This is a genomic window from Chitinophaga sp., from assembly GCF_039596155.1.
Classification (GTDB): Bacteria; Bacteroidota; Bacteroidia; order Chitinophagales; family Chitinophagaceae; genus Chitinophaga.
Window position 1 is genome coordinate 375,651 of record NZ_JBCNKF010000001.1, and the last position, 18,719, is coordinate 394,369.

Sequence of the window (18,719 nt, forward strand, 5' to 3'; positions counted from 1 at the left end):
TTTATTTTTCAACTAAAAATGATCCGATGACCAACGCATCGAAAGGTGAAGACCAGAAGCATTCAATAGCATCGCGTGGTGTGCATACAATGGGCTTTCCTAAAGTATTGAATGATGTATTGATGAGCACAGGCACGCCTGTCTTATTGTAAAATGCTTCCAGCAGGTTGTAGTACTGCTCGTGCTGTTGTCTGTTGACGGTCTGAATCCTCGCTGTTCCATCCACATGAGTCACCGCAGGAATCATACCTCTTTTTTCTTCCTTCACGTCATAGACGAACAACATGAAAGGAGAATAGGATGCGCCTTCGAACCATTCACCTGCCTTGTCTTCCATGACCACAGGGGCTACGGGGCGGAAATCCTCCCTGTCTTTCACTTCGTTGAGCCTGGCCTGCATTTCTGCATGAAGGGGAGATGCCAGTATAGATCGGCTCCCCAATGCCCGTGGACCAAATTCCATCCTGCCCTGGAACCAACCGATGATTTTATCCGCAATCAACAATTCAGCCGTTTCTTCTGCAATGTTCGTCATCTTGCGGTAAGGCGTCTTGGTCCATTTCAGGAAAGATTCAATTTCATCATCACCATATTCAGGCCCCCAATATGCATGGTCCATTTTAAAATCCTTCCGGGTACTCCTGCGTTCAGTAGCATCTACCCACATCGCAGCACCCAGGGCTGTACCCGCATCTCCCGCAGCAGGTTGTACCCATATATTTTTGAACAGCCCTGCATCGCGCAGTTTTGCATTTAATACACAGTTGAGCGCAACACCACCGGCAAAGCACAGGTTGTCTGCTCCTGTTTCATTTTTTAGCCAGCTGGCCAGTTCCAGTACGGACTCCTGCAACACCAGCTGTAACGAGTGCGCAATGTTAAAATGATGATCCGTAAAAGGATCGCCTTTTTTACGTGCAGGCCCCAGCAGTTCAACCATTTCATCATCATTGATCGTATAGATCCCGTTATTACGCATGTTGATCATCGATCGGAAGGCATTCGTAAATACAGGCTTGCCATAAGAAGCCAGCGCCATTACTTTGTATTCGTCAGAGGAATGGAGGAAGCCGAGATGAGAAGTGACTTTTTCATACAGCAGGCCTAATGAATGCGGCATATCTACCTGGCTGATTCTACGGAGATCATTGCCACTGCCCATACTAAAAGTCGTCGTTGCCTTTTCTCCACGTCCATCTACTGTAAGTACCGCTGCCTCCATGTAAGGAGAGGGCAGGAAGGCACTGCTCGCATGGCTGAGGTGATGTTCAATAAAGTGCCAGCGATCTTTTGTTACCCCGGCATCTCTGAATCTTTCCTGCAGGTGATGTGGATACCCGTCTATCAGTTGGCCGGGCGCGTTGATAATAGAAGAGAGAAATAAAGGATCCCATGGTGATAGCCACTTCTCAGGCATCAGTCTTTTAGCAGGGTCCAGCGGTAATTCAACTTTCTGTTGGACGACATCATTAGGATCCATCAGCAGATAAGGATCAAAGGAGTAAGCAATATGATCTACATCACTCAAATGGATGTTGGCTGTTTTCAGACAATAATCGATCGCATGGAAAGGTAATTCATATGCAGAAAAAGGGATGGGCCGTTTCCCGTGTTTCACATGTGTAAAACGTTCGTCTTCTGCGGCTGCCAGTAATTGTCCGTTTTTAAGGATGCAGGCAGCGGAATCATGAAAAGCTGCATTGATGCCCAGCGTGTACATAAGCAAAGTTTTTTGTGTCCGGGGTTGCAGCACAAATACCTTGCAGAATGCAAAAAGCACAGCCATGCTGTGCTTTAACTGTTCAGTGTTATAAAATCATGAGAGTTAATTACCCATAGGCAGCATGCTTGCCTACATACCCGGCAGTTTAATGCCATTTTCACGCAAACTATGGATCACCCTGGCGTTGAGATCAAATTTTGTTTCGTCAAATTCCTGCTGAGTCGTCCATGCATAGATCATGATGTGCCATCCATCAGGTTCCAGGTTAGATACGATTGCTTCCGGTTTTGGATCATTATGTACATTGGGAGTTGCTACTGCTTCTTTGAGCACAATAGGTTTCACCTGTTCCGGTGGATAGGCATAACTCAATTTGAGATCTATTTCAATCCGTCTTGTTGCCGTACTGCTGTGATTAATGATCACTTCATTCGAAAGTTTGGAATTGGGAATGATGACAGCCCTGTTATCTGTTGTAATGATGATGGTATTGAATAACTGTATAGAGCTCACAATACCTGTCTGCCCCTGTGCCATAATGGTATCGCCCGCCTTGTAAGGTTTAAGTAGTAATATAATGATGCCACTGGTGAAGTTCTGTAGTGTGCCGGAGAGCGCCAGGCCCGCGGCCACACCGATAGATCCTACTAAAGCGGCGAAGATAGTCATACGGATATCTAACATCTGCATCACGCCCAGTAGCAGGAATATCTGTAAGGTAGTTGTGATAAGGCCGGTCAGAAAAGGGCGTAAGGTAGTGTCTTCACGATGTTTCATCAGGGTTTTTAACAACCATTTCTTTAAAACATGAATCGCCCATTGTCCTGCTAACAAAACAAACAATGCTAGTGCTATCCTGGGTCCGTAGAGAACAAGCCAATGGTAAGCGTTCTCAAGCATTTTATCCATCATAAGTAAGCCATTTTTTATTAACCTTATATGAAATATCATACCAGTCTTAGCAATCGCGTGGCCTCATCTTTGTACCTCCCTTTGTATAAAAAACTAAATTATGGAACCCGTTAATGTAGAGAACAGAAATAAGTATGCGCTGATAACAGGCGCCACCAGTGGAATTGGCTTTGAATTGGCGAAATGCTTTGCACAGGATAGTTACAACCTGATCCTGGTTGCACGTAATGAAGAACGGCTGAATGAAGTGACGAACGAGTTGAAAAAAAATTACTCCATTGAGGTGACTCCCATAGCAAAGAATTTATTTGCACCTGAATCTGCGGAAGAAATCTACGAACAGACAAGAAAAATGGGAATTACTGTGGATGTATTGGTCAATGATGCGGGGCAGGGAGAATGGGGCCCGTTTGTGGATACCAGCCTGGAGCGTGACCTGGATATCATACACCTGAATATAATCGGCCTGCTGTCACTCACGAAATTATTTCTGCGTGACATGGTACGCCGCAATGAAGGTAAGATCCTGCAGGTAGGTTCCGAAGCAGGGACCACACCGATGCCCTTATTGTCGGTGTATGCTGCTACCAAGGCATTTGTCCTGTCATTTAGTGCTGCATTGGCCGAAGAGTTGCGCGACACGAATATTACGATCACTGCACTGCTGCCCGGCGCGACAGATACAGACTTTTTCCACAAAGCAGGGCAGGAGGATACGGTTACTTACAGGGAGTCTGAGTTAGCCGCTCCTGAAGTAGTGGCGAAAGATGGATACGAGGCATTGATGAAAGGCGAAAGAAAGATTATCTCCGGTAATAAGACTAAATTACATGTGTGGATGAATGACCTGTTAGGATCCAGAATATCTGCATCCAACGCACGTAAGCTGAATGAACCGAGTCATAATACGGCAGGGGAAAAGCTGCCGCAGCACGAAGCCTCGCTGAATGAGCGGGAGTATATTTCACAGCAGAGTGGTGAACGGGATGGTGATCTGATCGTGGGAAGGAAGTATAAGGATCGTGGAGCATCAGATGACCCGGTACTCACAAAAGAAAACTTACCTGACGCGACAAATGAGTCTACTGGCAAAGTAGGTTCAGGTCAGCGACAAGACTCAAATTGATATGAAAAAGAAAGATTTCCCGGTAGAAGACGTCAGACGATTTTTAGAACCAACACCAACAGTACTTGTTACATCTGCCTATCAGGGCAAACAGAATATTATGTCGATGGGATGGTACACAGTCATGGAGTTTGTACCATCCCTTATTGGCTGTATGATCACTGGTAGCAATTACAGTTTTGACCTGATCCGTAAAAGCGGGGAATGCGTGATTAACATCCCTGACGCAGGTCTCGCTAAAAAAGTGGTCGCTGTGGGGAACTGTACCGGGGCAGACACGGATAAATTTGCCGCGATCGGCTTCACGGCGGAACCTGCCAGTTTGGTCAAGGCCCCGTTAATTAAAGAATGTTTTGCCAGCTTTGAATGTAAGATCTATGACCGTAAGCTTGTCAATGACTACAACTTCTTCATCTTCGAAGTGGTCAAAGCCCATGTGGCTTCCCGGCCTAAATATCCTGAAACGATCGCTTACCGGGGCAATAGTCAGTTTGTGCGCTCCGGGAAGAATATCCGTATTCATTCAGATAAGTAGCATGTTCATTACCAGCCAGAGATGATGACCCTGGGCCATGTCTTTTACAGGAGAAAAGGAGCAGGATTGCCTGGCGGATATAATTGACCGTATTTATATCCGGAAGGGAGATGTCGGGATGACACACCATACAGGCGATGGCAGTGTTCAGAATAGGCGCTTTCACCCGTATGCTTTCCCGGGAATACCACTTCTTCACATCGCCGTAAGGAGGGTATTCTTGTTTAAGGAAATTGTATCTTCATCCTATGAAAAAGTTATTAACATTTCTCCTGTTGCCCTTTGCCTTGCATGCGCAGACCACTATCCCGCAAAAAATGGAAGCGTACATGCGTGCACAGTCTACTATTGCACATTTCAGTGGTACGGTATTAGTCGCCCAGAAAGGAAAAGTCATTTATAGCAGTGCTTTTGGCGAAGCAGACAGGGAGTGGCATGTGAAAAATACGCTGGCCGGTAAATTCCGTATTGGCTCAATTACGAAGCAATTTACAGCCGCATGTATCCTTGATCTGGAGGAGCAGGGTAAACTTAGCCTGGATGATAAGCTGAATAAATATATTCCTGATTATCCAAAGGGTGACCAGGTCACCATTCATATGTTGCTGAACCAGACTACGGGAATTAAAGATTACACCTCCCTGCCTGAAAGCGATCTGCATGCAGATGTGCTGGATGTAGCCCCGGCTGATTTTATCCGCACTTTTCAGAACGAACCTTACCTGTTTACACCGGGGTCCCAGTGGGCGTATAGCAATTCCAATTACTTCCTGTTAGGGTATATTGTAGAAAAAGTAACGGGGCATCCCTTTACAGATTATCTGAAAATAATTACAGATAAAGCGGGATTGAAGAACACGGGTATGGATCGCCCGGATACTGTTCTGCCTTATCGCACACATGGATATTGGGAGGATTACAATATTCCTTTTTATACCATGTCCGGTCCTTATGCTGCCGGTGGCATGTATTCTACAGCCGGTGATCTGCTGGCATGGGATCGGGCGTTATTAAGCAATAAAGTGCTGTCTGAAGCCACCACAAAGAAGATGACCACTGCCTATATGGGTAATTATGGTTATGCTGTATTTGTGGACAGCCTGGATACCCATCCAAGGATCTGGCACAGTGGTGGCATTCCTGGTTATCGTAGCATGATTAGCTGGTTTAAGGATGGAGATTTCAATGTGATCGTATTATCCAACAATGAGTCTAACGCGCCGTATATCGCTGGTGCACTCGCAGGTATCATGCTGAACATGCCGGTAGTAAATCCTTATGTTCATAAAGAGGTAGCTATTAACAATGCGGTGATTGATAATTATGTAGGGACTTATTTTTCGAAGACGTTCATAGAATTGCTCAGGAAAGGAGGGAAGTTATACCGTAAGGTGGATGGTGTGAATGATATCGAGTTGATCCCGGAATCAGAGAAGAAATTTTATTACGGAGATGGAACAGACAGGCAGATAGAGTTCGTGACAGATGCAGGGGGGAAGGTGGTGAAGGCCTACCTGATGACGGGAGGTCTGAAATTGCCATTGGAGAGAATAGCAGATTAGTATATATACTTTTAAGATAAAAGGGGACGTCTCAAGGCATTGGGACGTCCCCTTTTATTGTTTGCCCCCTGATGGAGAGAAATATCGTGGGCGCAATTACCACGGTGGCCGTTATTTAAGCGTCGCGGTTTATTTTTTTAATAAAGTCGGTTCAATCAACTTCTTCCAGATCTTATAACCATCTTTATTCAGGTGCAGCATATCGCTCTGAAAAATTTCGGGTCTTGAATTCCCATCCCTGGTCAGCATAGGCGTAAAAACATCCACCCATGTAATCTTGTGCTGCGTATTCAGGTATTCCTTTATCAGGCTATTGGCTGCTTGAACAGTTTGCCGGTATTGATCCCGGGAAGGACTGGGTTTGATAGAAATATACGTAACAGGTATTTCAGGCAGTTGGGCCCTGATGGCCGTGATCAGACGTTTTGTCCGCTCCAGCACGGTATCGGGTGTGGCACCAGCCGGAATATCATTTTCACCAACGTACAATACAATTTCCCTTGGATGATAAGGGAATACGATATCATTCAGGTAGAAGATAATATCATTCACCACCGCACCGCCGATACCCCTGTTCAGTACATCGTAGGCTGCAAAGGTTCTTTCAGCATCTTCCCATTTACGGATAGATGAGCTCCCGACAAAGAGGATAGGATTTGCGGGCGGGGCGTACATCTGATCGTAGTGTTTAATGGTTTGTACATCATCCCAGAAACGTGGCTTATCCTGCGCATGGCTGACCTGTATAACGGTCAGGGCTAACAGCAGCAGGAGTATGGATTTCTTCATAAACTTCGCTTTTAAAACGTCAAAATAAACAATTCTATACAGATAGCAACACGGCAACATAATGGCAGATGGCGGCGGCGAGCACGAAGGAATGCCATACGGCGTGTGTATAGGCTCCTTTTTCTTTCATATAGAAATATACACCAATGGAATATAGTACACCACCGATGGCGATCATGGTGATCACGGGCACAGGCAGGGCGGTAAAGAATGTCTTACCACCTACGACCATGATCCAGCCCATAATGAGGTAAATAATAGTACTCAATACGTTGAACCGCCCGGTAAAGAAAGATTTAAAGACCACGCCTATGGCGGTCAGGCCCCAGAGAATGCAGAGCAGGGTGATACCGAAGGCATTGTTCATAAACACGAGCAGAAATGGCGTATAGGTACCTGCAATGAGGAAGTAGATGCTGATATGATCCAGCACTACGAAGAGCTTTTTGACTTGTTGGTCCTGGGCGAGGTGGTATACGGTCGAGCAGGTGAATAAGAGAATAAAGCAAAAGCTGTAGATACCGGCGCCTACGATACCAGGGGTATTGCCGTGGGTGGCGGCGATGCCGGTGAGCACAGGGAGGGCGCTCAGGCCAAAGAGGATGCCTACGGCGTGAATGATGCCGTGCATGATCTCTTGTTTGCGGTTGTAAAATGAGTCTAAAACAATCATTGGTTAATCTTTTCGTCAGGTGCAAAATTAAAGAGAATAGGGGGTGCGAAGTGTTAAACAACAGTCAAATAATGTTGGTGACCCGCATATTTCCCGTAGATATTCCGCAGATATCCCGCCTCTTATTAGATGCGGGTTATAGGCGGCTTATAGGCGGGTTATCTGCGGGTTATCTGCGGAATATCTCCCTGATCGTGCTATAGACGGGAGCTTATCGCATGGTATGCGATTTATAGCAATGCTGATGGCAATAAAAGGAGATTTACTCTTTTAAGAGGTTCAAATCTGGCTGAGCGTATTTATAGACCTTGAAGTAGATGGTGGTATTTGTCTGGTAGACGCCTTCGATTTCAGACAATTGATTTACGAACTGTACCAGGTGGTCATTATCTCTGCACATGACATTGACCTCGAGGTCGTAGGCGCCTGAGGTCATGGCAAGAAAACTTACTTCAGGGAGTTGGGCGATTTGCTTGGACACCAGTTCTTTGAACGTGGCGGGCCGGATGTAGACAGCGATATGTGCATAAGACCTGAATCCTACCTTATCAGGATCTACTCTGCCGATAATGCTGATGGTACCTTCTTCAATGAGGCGGTTAAACCGGGTTCTGATGGTACCAATGGACACGTTCAGCTTTTCTGCAATGACGGTGAATGATACCCTGCCATCTTGTTGTAAATAGGATAAGATGGAGAAATCGAGATCATCGAGTTGGGCAGGTAAGTGCTCGGGTAGTTTGTGCTTCGCCATAACCAGGGTTGTAGTACAAAAAATGCAGAAATTTCAGAAAGTATGTGCTAAATGTACATTTTTTTCAGTAAATTGATGGTATCGTATTAAAAATGTCAGTGGCTAACCATCCACTTACAGCTTTTCACTCCAAATACCCCAGGCATATGAAATACGACCAATTGCAGAATTTTGTGAACGGGAGTTTTACCAGAATCGCTTCCGAACGTACTATTCCCGTCATCTCTCCAATTGACGGCACCTTATTAACAGCATTGCCCTGTTCTACAGCGGCGGATCTTGATCTGGCCGTACAGGCAGCAAAAAAGGCATTTCCTGGCTGGAGCCGGACGCCCATTAAGGAAAGGGTGCAGGTATTCTTCAGGTATAAATTCCTGTTAGAAAAAAACATGGATGCCCTGGCGGGTCTGATCAGTGCAGAAAACGGGAAGACGTATGGAGAAGCGGTGCAGGAGGTAGAGAAGTGTATAGAGCTGACTGAGTTTGCGACATCGTTGCCACAGTTGGTAACGGGAGAAGTACTGGAAGTGTCTAGTGGCGTTGAATGCCGTACTACGCATGTACCTGTTGGAGTGGTGGCTTCGATCGTACCGTTCAATTTTCCTGCGATGGTGCCTAACTGGACCATTCCGAATGCGCTTGCGCTGGGCAATTGTATGGTGATAAAGCCATCGGAGAAGGTGCCATTAAGTGTAGGGCTGCTGGCTACCTTATTGAAAGAGGCAGGATTGCCGGACGGTGTGTTTAACATCGTGAATGGCGATAGTGAAATTGTGAATGCTATATGTGATCATCCTGACATTGCGGCGGTTTCATTTGTAGGATCGACGAAAGTGGCGAAGTTAGTATACCAGCGGGCGACACAAAGTTTAAAACGTTGCCTGGCATTAGGTGGTGCAAAGAACCATCTGTTGGTATTACCGGATGCGAAACCGGATATGACGGCACAGAATATAGCTGCTTCAATGAGCGGTTGTGCGGGACAGCGATGTATGGCGGCATCGGCGATGGTAGGAGTAGGGGATGTAGAGCATATCATAGCGCGTTTATGTGAAGAAGCGAAGAAGATCATTCCTGGAAAAAATTTGGGAGCGGTGATCAATAAAGATGCAAAAACGAGAATAGAACAGTATATTACAGAAGCAGCGGAAAATGGCGCCCGTATATTGGTAGATGGCAGAGGCGCAGCGGTACCAGGAAAAGAAAATGGTACTTACGTAGGACCCACAATAATTGATTATGTTACCCCGGATATGTCTGTTGCGAAGGAGGAAATTTTTGGACCTGTGATTAGTATTCTTCGCACTTCCACTATAGATGAAGCACTTGATATAGAAAATGCGAGCCCTTATGGGAATGCTGCGTCTGTGTTTACACAGAATGGTAGTATGGCGCGTTATGTGGCGGAGCGGGCAAGTGCCGGGATGATTGGGGTGAATGTGGGAGTGCCTGTGCCGAGGGAGCCGTTTTCGTTCGGAGGGTGGAATGAGAGTAAGTTTGGGGTGGGCGATATAACGGGGAAGAGTTCGATTGAGTTTTGGACGAAGCTGAAGAAGAGTACGACGAAGTGGAATCCGGAGGAAGGGGTGAATTGGATGAGTTAGTCTAAGGGCAGGTGGTAGTGAGGAAGCGTGGGTTGGATGGATTGGGAGAGATAAGAGTATAACGAGGATAGCCCGTAGGAAGGGGGAATTGGATGAATGAGGGAAGATGGGATATACGCAAAGACATCCCGGAAAGGAATGAATTATCCGTAAGAAGAAATAAGAATACAAACAGGATAGCCCGGAGGAAGAGGTGAATTGGATGAATGAGGGAAGATGGGATATACGCAAAGACATCCCGGAAAGGAATGAATTATCCGTAAGAAGAAATAAGAATACAAACAGGATAGCCCGTAGGAAGGGGTGAATTGGATGAATGAGGGAAGATGGGATATACGCAAAGACATCCCGGTGAAAGGAATGATTTATATCTGTAAGAAGAAATAAGAATACAACCAGGATAGCCCGGAGAAACGGGTGATCAGACGAATCAGGAAAAATTAAAGTACGACCAAAATTTGACCCGTAGGAAGGGGTGAATTGGATGAATGAGGGAAGATGGAATATAATATACCCAAAGACATCCCGGTAAAAGGAATGATTTATATCTGTAAGAATAAATAAGAGTACAACCAGGATAGCCCGGAGAAACGGGTGATCAGACGAATCAGGAAAAATTAAAGTACGACCAAAATTTGACCCGGAGAAAGGGATGAACTGGATGAGCCAGGAGTATTTCAAGTCTGCTAAAAAATAATTGTATGTCAGCTATTGTTGACCTGTCAACCACACAGGAGATTATCCAGGATAATCTTGACTACACCCTGTTTTCATGGAGCCAGCAGAAAGGCTTGCACCCCATTGCTGTCAGGCATGCGGAGGGCGTGTACCTGTATGATTATGATGATAAACGATACCTGGATTTCTCATCCGGATTAATCAATGTGAATATCGGGCATGGCAACCAACGGGTCACAGCGGCGGTGGTCAGGCAAATGCAGGCAGTGAGCTATGTTACACCCAGTTGCGTAACGGAAGCACGAGGGGCATTAGGTAAGAAACTGGCAGAGATCTCTCCGGGAAATCTTACAAAAACACTTTTTACAGTATGTGGTGCAAGTGCAATAGAAAATGCTGTAAAACTTGCCAGGCTTTATACCGGAAGACATAAAATAATAACACGCTACCGGGCATTTCACGGTGCTTCTTACGTAGCCATGAGTGCGGGTGGAGATCCCCGCAAGTTAGCCGCCGATGCACAACAGGCACCAAATTTTGTACACGTGGAAGATCCATATTGTTATCGGTGTCCGTGGGGAAGGGAAATGAATTCCTGTTCCCGTGAGTGTGTAAGCCATGTAGAAAGGGTCATTGAGTTCGAAGGCCCTCAGCATATTGCGGCAATCCTGATGGAGGGAGAAAGTGGAAGTTCCGGCTGCATCAAATATCCACCTGATTACCTGCAGAAGATCCGGGCACTTTGCGATAAACATGGAATCCTGCTGATAGCGGATGAAGTGATGAGTGGGTTTGGCAGAACAGGGAAATGGTTTGCCTGTGACGTGCATGGTGTAGTGCCGGATATGATAGCGACCGCTAAGGGAATAACCGCGGGCTACCTGCCATTGGGTGCACTGATCGTAAGTGATCAGATTGCGGCACATTTTGATGAGAAGACTTTGTGGCTGGGGCTCACCTATTCAGCACATCCGGTGTGCTGTGCAGCAGGAGTAGAGGTACTGAAGATTTATGAAGATGAACATTTACTGGAGAACGCTGCCCTGATGGGAGAATATGTGACAAGGAGAATGGAGGAGATGAAAGCACATCATCCTTGTATTGGTGATTTTAGAACAACGGGGCTGCTGGGCTGCATAGAGTTGGTAAAAAACAGGGGCACCAAAGAGCCGATGGCACCATTTAATGCAAAGCCTGATGAGATGGTGGTGATGAATAAGGTGGCAGCAAGGATCAAGCAATTAGGGATGTATGCGTTTGTAAGGTGGAATTACGTGTTTATAGCCCCACCGTTGAGTATAACGAAGGAGCAGATGGATGAGGGATTGGGAATTATTGACGATGCATTGGGTATAGCTGATGCTTATGTGAACTGAGGTATTGGATATATTAACGTAATACGGTGAATAGGTCAACCGGATGACGGCAATTTTTTGAACGATAAATAGGTCAACCGGATGACGGCAATTTGTTGAACAATAAATAGGTCAACCGGATGACGGCAATTTGTTGAACAATAAATAGATCAACCGTAGGATCGCAATTTTTTGATCCGCATTTGTAACTGATTATGAATCGGTAAAATGAGCGGGTAGCGCTTACGAAAAACAGGTTTGTACATGCCTGCAGCAACAATCATCTGAGAACTAACTATTAATATATGCCTACCAATTTGTACAGTGACGACCTGGCCCCCGTACCTGCTGGCAGCAGGACCTGGAACACCTGGAACTATGCAGCGCTCTGGATTAGCATGAGCCTGTGCATTCCAACGTACATGCTCGCCAGCTCACTGATAGAAGGAGGCATGAACTGGTGGCAGGCTATCCTGACTATTTTCGCAGGCAATACTGTAGTGTTGATACCCATGATCCTGAACGGCCATGCAGGTACAAAATACGGTATTCCTTTCCCTGTATTCGCCCGTGCCAGCTTTGGTACTAAAGGAGCAAACGTACCTGCGCTGCTGAGAGCCATCGTCGCCTGTGGATGGTTTGGCATCCAGACATGGATAGGAGGTTTTGCCGTCTACCAGCTGTTACGACTATGGATCCCGTCTCTAGAAGGATTGCCTGTTATCTTCCCTGCTTCCTGGGGATTGGCAACAGGCCCCGCTATCTGTTTTATTCTTTTCTGGATACTGAATATGTACGTGGTATACCTGGGTATAGACAGTATCAAAAAACTCCTGGTGTTCAAAGCCATCTTCCTGCCTGTTGCGGCACTGGCCCTGTTGTATTGGGCTATACATGCAGTGAGTGGAGGATTGGGACCTATATTGACACAACCTTCAAAATTTACCAGTTCAGGTGCATTCTGGGCGTTCTTTATTCCAGGGTTGACAGGGATGGTGGGTTTCTGGGCCACACTTTCATTAAATATACCAGACTTTACACGTTATGCACGGAGTCAGCAGGCACAGGTGAAAGGGCAGGCGCTGGGCTTACCAACATCTATGACGTTATTTTCGTTCATTGGCGTAGTTGTCACCTCCGCGACTACAATTGTATACGGCACTACCATCTGGGATCCGGTCGTCCTGGCCGGAAAGTTTGATAATAAGATCCTGGTAAGTATTGCGATGATAGCAGTAGCGATTTCAACACTCGCCACGAATATAGCAGCGAATATTGTAAGTCCCGCCAACGACTTTGCCCACCTGAATCCTGCAAAGATCAGTTTTCGTACAGGTGGTTTTATCACGGGCATTATTGGTATCCTGATATTTCCCTGGAAGCTGGTGGCGGATCCAGGCGGGTATATATTTACCTGGCTGGTAGGGTATTCAAGTTTGTTAGGCCCCGTAGGTGGGATTATGATTGCTGATTATTATATCCTGCGGAAACAGCAACTGGAACTGGATGAATTGTACCAGCACGATGGGCGGTATAGCTACACCAATGGCTACAACAGGTATGCGCTATTAGCACTGTTGCTGGGAATCGTGCCGAATATACCCGGTTTTCTGGCGACTATACATGTAATAGCGGCGGACACCCTGCCGGCATGGCTGACGGGAATGTATAGTTATGCGTGGTTCGTAGGGTTCTTTGTTTCAGGGATTGGATATACACTGATGATGCGTTCAATAAAATCTATCGAATATGTCACTGCTGATTAAAAACGGAAGAATCATAACTGCTGCTGAAGACTATGTGGCTGATATCTTTATAGAAGACGAAGTCATTACCGCCATAGGAAAAAACCTGCCAGTCTCCGCTACCAGGGAAATAGATGCCAGCGGTCATCTCATCTTCCCCGGTGGTATAGATCCACATGTCCATTTGGCCATGCCTTTCATGGGCACTTTCTCCAGCGATACCCATGAAACAGGCACCCGTGCCGCTCTCTTTGGAGGTACCACCACCGTCATCGATTTTGTTTTACAAACCCAGGGCCACTCCCTCAAAGAAGCCCTTGATGACTGGAATAGCCGTGCCCGCGGCACCGCCGTAGGGGATTACAGCTTCCACATGGCAGTGACCGATTTTAATGAAAACACAAAAGCTGAAATTAAAACCATGATAGTCGAAGAAGGCATTACCTCTTTCAAAACATTCATGGCCTACAAAGGTGCATTGATGATTGACGACAGGCAGATGGTCGCACTCATGCAGGAAGTAAAGAAACAGGGTGGTATGGTAACCGTGCATGCCACGAATGGAGACATGATTGACTACCTCGTTGCCCAGAACAGGGCTAATGGCAATCTTTCTCCCCGCTACCATTACCTCTCACAACCAGAAGTGACCGAAGCTGAGGCCTCCGGCCGCTTTGCAGATATTTCTGATTATACGGGTTGCCCCGGATATATTGTTCACCTTACCTGTGAGGGCGCTTTGAATGCGGTTCGCAATGCCACCCGGCGCAATCAGCATGTATTTGTAGAAACCTGTATTCAATATTTATTATTGGATAGATCTTATTACGATAGGGGATTCGAAAGTGCGAAGTGGGTTATGAGCCCACCATTGAGAGAGCCAAAGGATCAGGCCACCTTATGGGCCGGGATCAACCAGGGATTGGTCAACGTGGTGGCGACAGATCATTGCCCATTTATGTGGGAGCAGAAGCTTTTAGGGAAAGACGATTTTTCAAAGATTCCCAATGGACACCCGGCCATAGAAAACAGGATGGAGTTATTGTATAGTGAAGGCGTACATGGAAAGCGGATTACGCTGAACAAATTTGTGGAAGTCGCCTGTACCAACCCGGCAAAGATCTTTGGCATGTTTCCCCGCAAAGGGACGATTGGAATAGGCAGTGATGCAGATATCGTCATCTTTGATCCGAATGAAGAACATGTATTATCGGCTAGTACCCACCATATGAATGTGGATTACTCGGGTTATGAAGGCTGGGCTGTAACAGGCAAAGTAAAGACGGTGTTGCTGCGCGGCCAGGTCGCTATAGAAAAAGGCGAGTGTTTGTTACAGAAAGGTGCCGGGCAGTTTATTAAGAGGAATAAGGTGAATGGGATGATTTAAAGAGAAGTATATGCCAGTGCAGATAGCAGCTACTTAATAATACTCACTTCTTCAGGGCGGTTTTTCTCCCAGGCCGCACAACATGTCGTAAATCTTCAGTGTTCGCATTGACAGAATTATTTAACCAAAATCATAGAACCGCATGTCACGCATTATCAAATCCGGCTTAATTCAGATGAGCTTACCAAAAACAGAAGGCGAAGGCACCATTGAAGAAATAAAGGAAGCCATGTTTCAAAAGCATGTACCGCTCATAGAAGCAGCTGGTGAGCAGGGGGTACAGATCCTTTGTTTACAGGAAATCTTCAACACACCTTATTTCTGCCCGGGACAGAACAGCGATTGGTATCAATCAGCCGAGCCGGTACCTGGTCCGACGACTGATCGTATGGCAGCCTATGCGGCAAAATATAACATGGTAATTATTGTGCCGGTGTATGAAAAAGAGCAGGCCGGCGTATTGTACAATACAGCAGCTATCATTGATGCAGATGGTAAATACTTGGGCAAATACAGGAAGAATCATATCCCACATACCTCCGGCTTTTGGGAGAAATTCTTCTTCAAACCCGGCAATCTGGGGTATCCGGTATTTCAGACACGATATGCTAAAGTCGGGATTTATATATGTTATGATCGTCACTTCCCGGATGGCGCAAGGGTATTAGGGTTGAATGGAGCAGAGATCGTATACAATCCATCTGCTACAGTGGCGGGACTTTCGCAATATCTATGGAAACTGGAACAGCCTGCCCATGCAGCAGCCAATGGATACTTTATGGGGTGTATCAATAGGGTAGGAGAAGAAAAACCATGGAATCTGGGTAAGTTTTACGGCTCTTCTTATTTCGTAGACCCGCGTGGGCAGATCTTTGCGCAGGCTTCTGAAGATAAAGATGAACTGCTGGTGGCAGAGTTTGATCTGGGCATGATCGATGAGGTGAGAAGTGTATGGCAGTTTTTTAGGGATAGAAGACCGGAGACGTATGGGAAGCTGACGGAACTATAGCCCGCTTGTGGAGCATGAGCTAATGCGTTCTTGCTGAGTAAAGAAAAAGTTGTATCCGGCTTTACAGTCCCCACACATCGCCATTCTCAGAACTATAAATTATTGTTATGGCCCTTCTCAATCACAGGTTAACTAATGAGGAATATGACAAGCATTTCAGCGATATACATCCTCCATTCGAAACCCGCAATGCAGCACTGGTCGAAGCAAATCGTTGCCTGTTCTGCTATGATGCACCGTGTACAAAAAGTTGTCCAACCAGTATTGATGTCCCCAAATTCATTAAACAGATTACAACCGGGAATCTGAAAGGAGCGGCCTATACTATTTTCTCTGCCAATATCATGGGAGGCGGTTGTTCAAAAGTATGCCCGGTTGAAAAATTATGTGAGGGTGCATGTGTATATAATCTCATGGAAGAGGCACCTATTCCTATTGCAAAATTACAGCGCTATGCCACAGAACCCGCCATCCATGAGCAATGGCCGTTATTTACCAGGCAACCTTCAAACGGTAAGAAGGTGGCCGTCGTTGGTGCAGGGCCGGCAGGACTGAGTTGTGCTCATGCGTTGTCAAGGGCGGGGGTGGACGTGACGATTTATGAAAAAGAGAGCAAAGGTGGAGGACTGATGACCTATGGTATTGCAGCTTATAAAGTGACACCGCAGTTCTGCCAGGAAGAAGTGGATTATATTACTTCGATAGGTGGAATAGATATATTGTACAATATGCAGCTGGGTAAGGATGTATCATTGGCAACACTGCAGCAACAGTATGATGCAGTATACCTGGCATATGGTGTGGGGCTGGCAAGACAATTATCTATCGATGGCGAGCAATTAGAAGGCGTGGTAGACGCCATTCGTTTCATATACGAGATCCGGACAAAAGGCTATCCGGAGGTGCCGGTAGGAGAATCAGTGGCTGTTATCGGAATGGGCATGACAGCCATAGATGCGGCCACCCAGGCGAAGCGTTTGGGTGCAAAAGAGGTAACACTTGTTTATAGAAGGACAGCGGCAGAAATGCCCTGTACACAAGCAGAATTGGATATTGCGAAACTGGATGGATGTGATATTATCTGGCTCGCCGCACCGAAAGAGATAACAGGAGAGAACGGGCAGGTAAAGACATTGGTATGTGAAGTGATGAAGTTGGACGAAAAGAAATCGCCTGTGGGCACAGGAGAGCTGATCACCCTGAATGTGGATATGGTGATCAAGGCGACGGGGCAGCTACCTTACATGGTGGCGTCTCCGGATATCGACAATGATCAGGGGAGGGTATTGATCAATGAGCAGGGGGCGACCAGCTTACCAGGGGTCTTTGCAGGGGGAGATTGTGTGAATGGTGGGAAGGAGGTGGTCGATGCGGTGCAGGCAGGCAAAGAGGGGGCAAAAGCGATCATGGAATATTTGTTTGAAAAGTGATAGGTATTTTTTTACACCTGTATGAAACATAATTTATGGCAGACCTTTCAACCGATTTTTTAGGCATTAAATCTCCCAACCCGTTCTGGTTAGCCAGTGCCCCGCCAACCGATAAACAAGTAAATGTGCTCCGCGCCTTCGAAGCCGGCTGGGGCGGGGTTGTCTGGAAAACACTGGGTAGCCAGGTGAAAAACGTATCGTCCAGGTATTCTTCAATAGATTATAACGGCTATCGTGTCATGGGCCTGAACAATATAGAACTCATCAGCGACCGGCCATTAGACATCAACCTGAAGGAAATAAAAGAATGTATCCGCTTGTTTCCCGACAGGGCAATGATTGTATCCCTCATGGCAGATAATAACAGGGAAAGCTGGCATGAATTGATAAAAAAGGTAGAAGACACAGGAGCTCATGGACTAGAATTGAATTTCGGCTGTCCGCATGGCATGACAGAACGGGGGATGGGCGCAGCAGTAGGGCAGGATCCTGAAATAGCAAAGATGGTAGTTGAATGGGTGATGGAAGCCGCACACATTCCTGTCATCACAAAACTAACACCCAATGTACATTCCGTCGTTCCCACCGGCAGAGCCGCGGTAGCAGGTGGCACCAATGCCCTGTCACTCATCAACACCATTCAGTCAGTAACAGGGGTAGACTTAGACACCTTTATACCCAACCCGAATGTAGGTGGCAAATCGACTTTTGGCGGCTATTGCGGCCCCGCGGTAAAACCAATTGCCCTCAAGTTTTTAACGACCATCAGTCAGGATCCGATCACTTCCGTTGTACCGGTATCAGGAATTGGTGGTATCAGTACATGGCGTGATGCAGTCGAGTTTATGCTGCTGGGAGCAACCAGTCTGCAGGTATGTACAGCCGCTATGCGATATGGATTCAGGATCATTGAGGATTTCTGCGAAGGATTGAATAACTGGATGGATGAAAAAGGGTTCGCTACTATTTATGATTTTATTGGTAAATCAGTGCCTGCACTGACGCAATGGGAAGAGCTGGATATTAATTATCATATTGTGGCGAATATCAATCAGGATAAATGTATCCATTGTGGATTGTGTTATATCAGTTGCGAAGATGGTTCTCATCAGGCAATCAGTTTGTCTTATGGTAAGCCATATAATACGTATGCTATTAAGGAGGATGAATGTGTAGGGTGTAACCTGTGTAAGTTGGTGTGCCCGGTGGATAATTGTATTACGATGAAAGAGCAGCGTCGTGGAGATGAATATCTTAACTGGAAGGAGTTTCAGCGACGGGGATTGCCGTTAAATGATCATTGACCGGGGAAATGATTTTCTTGATTCAAGGCAGTTCAATGACTATTCTGATAAATTATTTTTTATGTTTTGGAAAAGGTGGATCTGTTTAGGTTTGCCTTTTTATTTTTTAAATTGTTTGATCAGGATTACCTCC

The 18,719-nt window shown here is 46.2% G+C and carries 15 protein-coding genes; 10 read left to right on the forward strand and 5 right to left on the reverse strand.

Annotated features, from left to right (window positions below; translation table 11 throughout):
* Nucleotide 1 precedes the first annotated feature (1 nt).
* Nucleotides 2-1,720 (reverse strand): carbamoyltransferase C-terminal domain-containing protein, encoded by a 1,719-nt coding sequence (locus tag ABDW33_RS01445; RefSeq protein WP_343688289.1) that lies wholly within the window; start codon nucleotides 1,718-1,720, stop codon nucleotides 2-4.
* A gap of 132 nt (nucleotides 1,721-1,852) precedes the next feature.
* On the reverse strand, nucleotides 1,853-2,635 hold the full coding sequence (locus ABDW33_RS01450) for a mechanosensitive ion channel family protein (protein ID WP_343688290.1): 783 nt from the start codon (nucleotides 2,633-2,635) through the stop codon (nucleotides 1,853-1,855).
* A 100-nt stretch (nucleotides 2,636-2,735) separates the two neighbouring features.
* On the opposite strand from ABDW33_RS01450, the gene ABDW33_RS01455 reads away from it, so the two are divergent.
* The 3 genes from ABDW33_RS01455 (at nucleotide 2,736) to ABDW33_RS01465 (ending at nucleotide 5,858) form a co-directional block, all read left to right on the forward strand.
* Nucleotides 2,736-3,761: an SDR family oxidoreductase gene (locus ABDW33_RS01455; RefSeq protein ID WP_343688291.1), complete on the forward strand. Its 1,026-nt coding sequence runs from the start codon at nucleotides 2,736-2,738 to the stop codon at nucleotides 3,759-3,761.
* A gap of 1 nt (nucleotide 3,762) precedes the next feature.
* Nucleotides 3,763-4,296 carry a flavin reductase family protein gene (locus tag ABDW33_RS01460; RefSeq protein WP_343688292.1) on the forward strand — a complete coding sequence of 178 codons (534 nt, stop codon included), beginning with the start codon at nucleotides 3,763-3,765 and terminating at the stop codon, nucleotides 4,294-4,296.
* 248 nt (nucleotides 4,297-4,544) lie between these two features.
* On the forward strand, nucleotides 4,545-5,858 hold the full coding sequence (locus ABDW33_RS01465) for a serine hydrolase domain-containing protein (protein WP_343688293.1): 1,314 nt from the start codon (nucleotides 4,545-4,547) through the stop codon (nucleotides 5,856-5,858).
* 129 nt (nucleotides 5,859-5,987) lie between these two features.
* On the opposite strand, the gene ABDW33_RS01470 is transcribed toward ABDW33_RS01465, so the two are convergent.
* The 3 genes from ABDW33_RS01470 to ABDW33_RS01480 form a co-directional block, all read right to left on the reverse strand.
* Nucleotides 5,988-6,647 (reverse strand): GDSL-type esterase/lipase family protein, encoded by a 660-nt coding sequence (locus ABDW33_RS01470; protein ID WP_343688294.1) that lies wholly within the window; start codon nucleotides 6,645-6,647, stop codon nucleotides 5,988-5,990.
* 34 nt (nucleotides 6,648-6,681) lie between these two features.
* Nucleotides 6,682-7,320, reverse strand: coding sequence for a hemolysin III family protein (locus ABDW33_RS01475; protein WP_343688295.1), 639 nt, complete (start codon nucleotides 7,318-7,320; stop codon nucleotides 6,682-6,684).
* A gap of 262 nt (nucleotides 7,321-7,582) precedes the next feature.
* Nucleotides 7,583-8,074, reverse strand: a complete 492-nt coding sequence (locus ABDW33_RS01480) for an Lrp/AsnC family transcriptional regulator (protein ID WP_343688296.1) — start codon at nucleotides 8,072-8,074, stop codon at nucleotides 7,583-7,585.
* A 146-nt stretch (nucleotides 8,075-8,220) separates the two neighbouring features.
* On the opposite strand from ABDW33_RS01480, the gene ABDW33_RS01485 reads away from it, so the two are divergent.
* The 7 genes from ABDW33_RS01485 to preA all read left to right on the forward strand — a co-directional run bounded on the left by ABDW33_RS01485 (nucleotide 8,221) and on the right by preA (nucleotide 18,586).
* Nucleotides 8,221-9,678: a CoA-acylating methylmalonate-semialdehyde dehydrogenase gene (locus tag ABDW33_RS01485; RefSeq protein WP_343688297.1), complete on the forward strand. Its 1,458-nt coding sequence runs from the start codon at nucleotides 8,221-8,223 to the stop codon at nucleotides 9,676-9,678.
* 701 nt (nucleotides 9,679-10,379) lie between these two features.
* Nucleotides 10,380-11,732 (forward strand): aminotransferase class III-fold pyridoxal phosphate-dependent enzyme, encoded by a 1,353-nt coding sequence (locus tag ABDW33_RS01490; RefSeq protein ID WP_343688298.1) that lies wholly within the window; start codon nucleotides 10,380-10,382, stop codon nucleotides 11,730-11,732.
* Nucleotides 11,733-12,016: 284 nt separating this feature from the next.
* Entirely contained in the window at nucleotides 12,017-13,477 is a 1,461-nt protein-coding gene (locus ABDW33_RS01495; protein WP_343688299.1) for an NCS1 family nucleobase:cation symporter-1, read from the forward strand.
* Nucleotides 13,461-14,843 (forward strand): dihydropyrimidinase, encoded by a 1,383-nt coding sequence (gene hydA / locus ABDW33_RS01500; protein WP_343688300.1) that lies wholly within the window; start codon nucleotides 13,461-13,463, stop codon nucleotides 14,841-14,843. The genes ABDW33_RS01495 and hydA overlap by 17 nt, the downstream gene beginning before the upstream one ends.
* A 142-nt stretch (nucleotides 14,844-14,985) precedes the next feature.
* Nucleotides 14,986-15,852 (forward strand): nitrilase-related carbon-nitrogen hydrolase, encoded by an 867-nt coding sequence (locus tag ABDW33_RS01505; protein ID WP_183285999.1) that lies wholly within the window; start codon nucleotides 14,986-14,988, stop codon nucleotides 15,850-15,852.
* A 107-nt stretch (nucleotides 15,853-15,959) separates the two neighbouring features.
* Nucleotides 15,960-17,282, forward strand: coding sequence for an NAD(P)-dependent oxidoreductase (locus tag ABDW33_RS01510; RefSeq protein ID WP_343688301.1), 1,323 nt, complete (start codon nucleotides 15,960-15,962; stop codon nucleotides 17,280-17,282).
* A gap of 35 nt (nucleotides 17,283-17,317) precedes the next feature.
* Nucleotides 17,318-18,586, forward strand: a complete 1,269-nt coding sequence (preA, locus tag ABDW33_RS01515; RefSeq protein WP_343688302.1) for an NAD-dependent dihydropyrimidine dehydrogenase subunit PreA — start codon at nucleotides 17,318-17,320, stop codon at nucleotides 18,584-18,586.
* Nucleotides 18,587-18,719 lie beyond the last annotated feature (133 nt).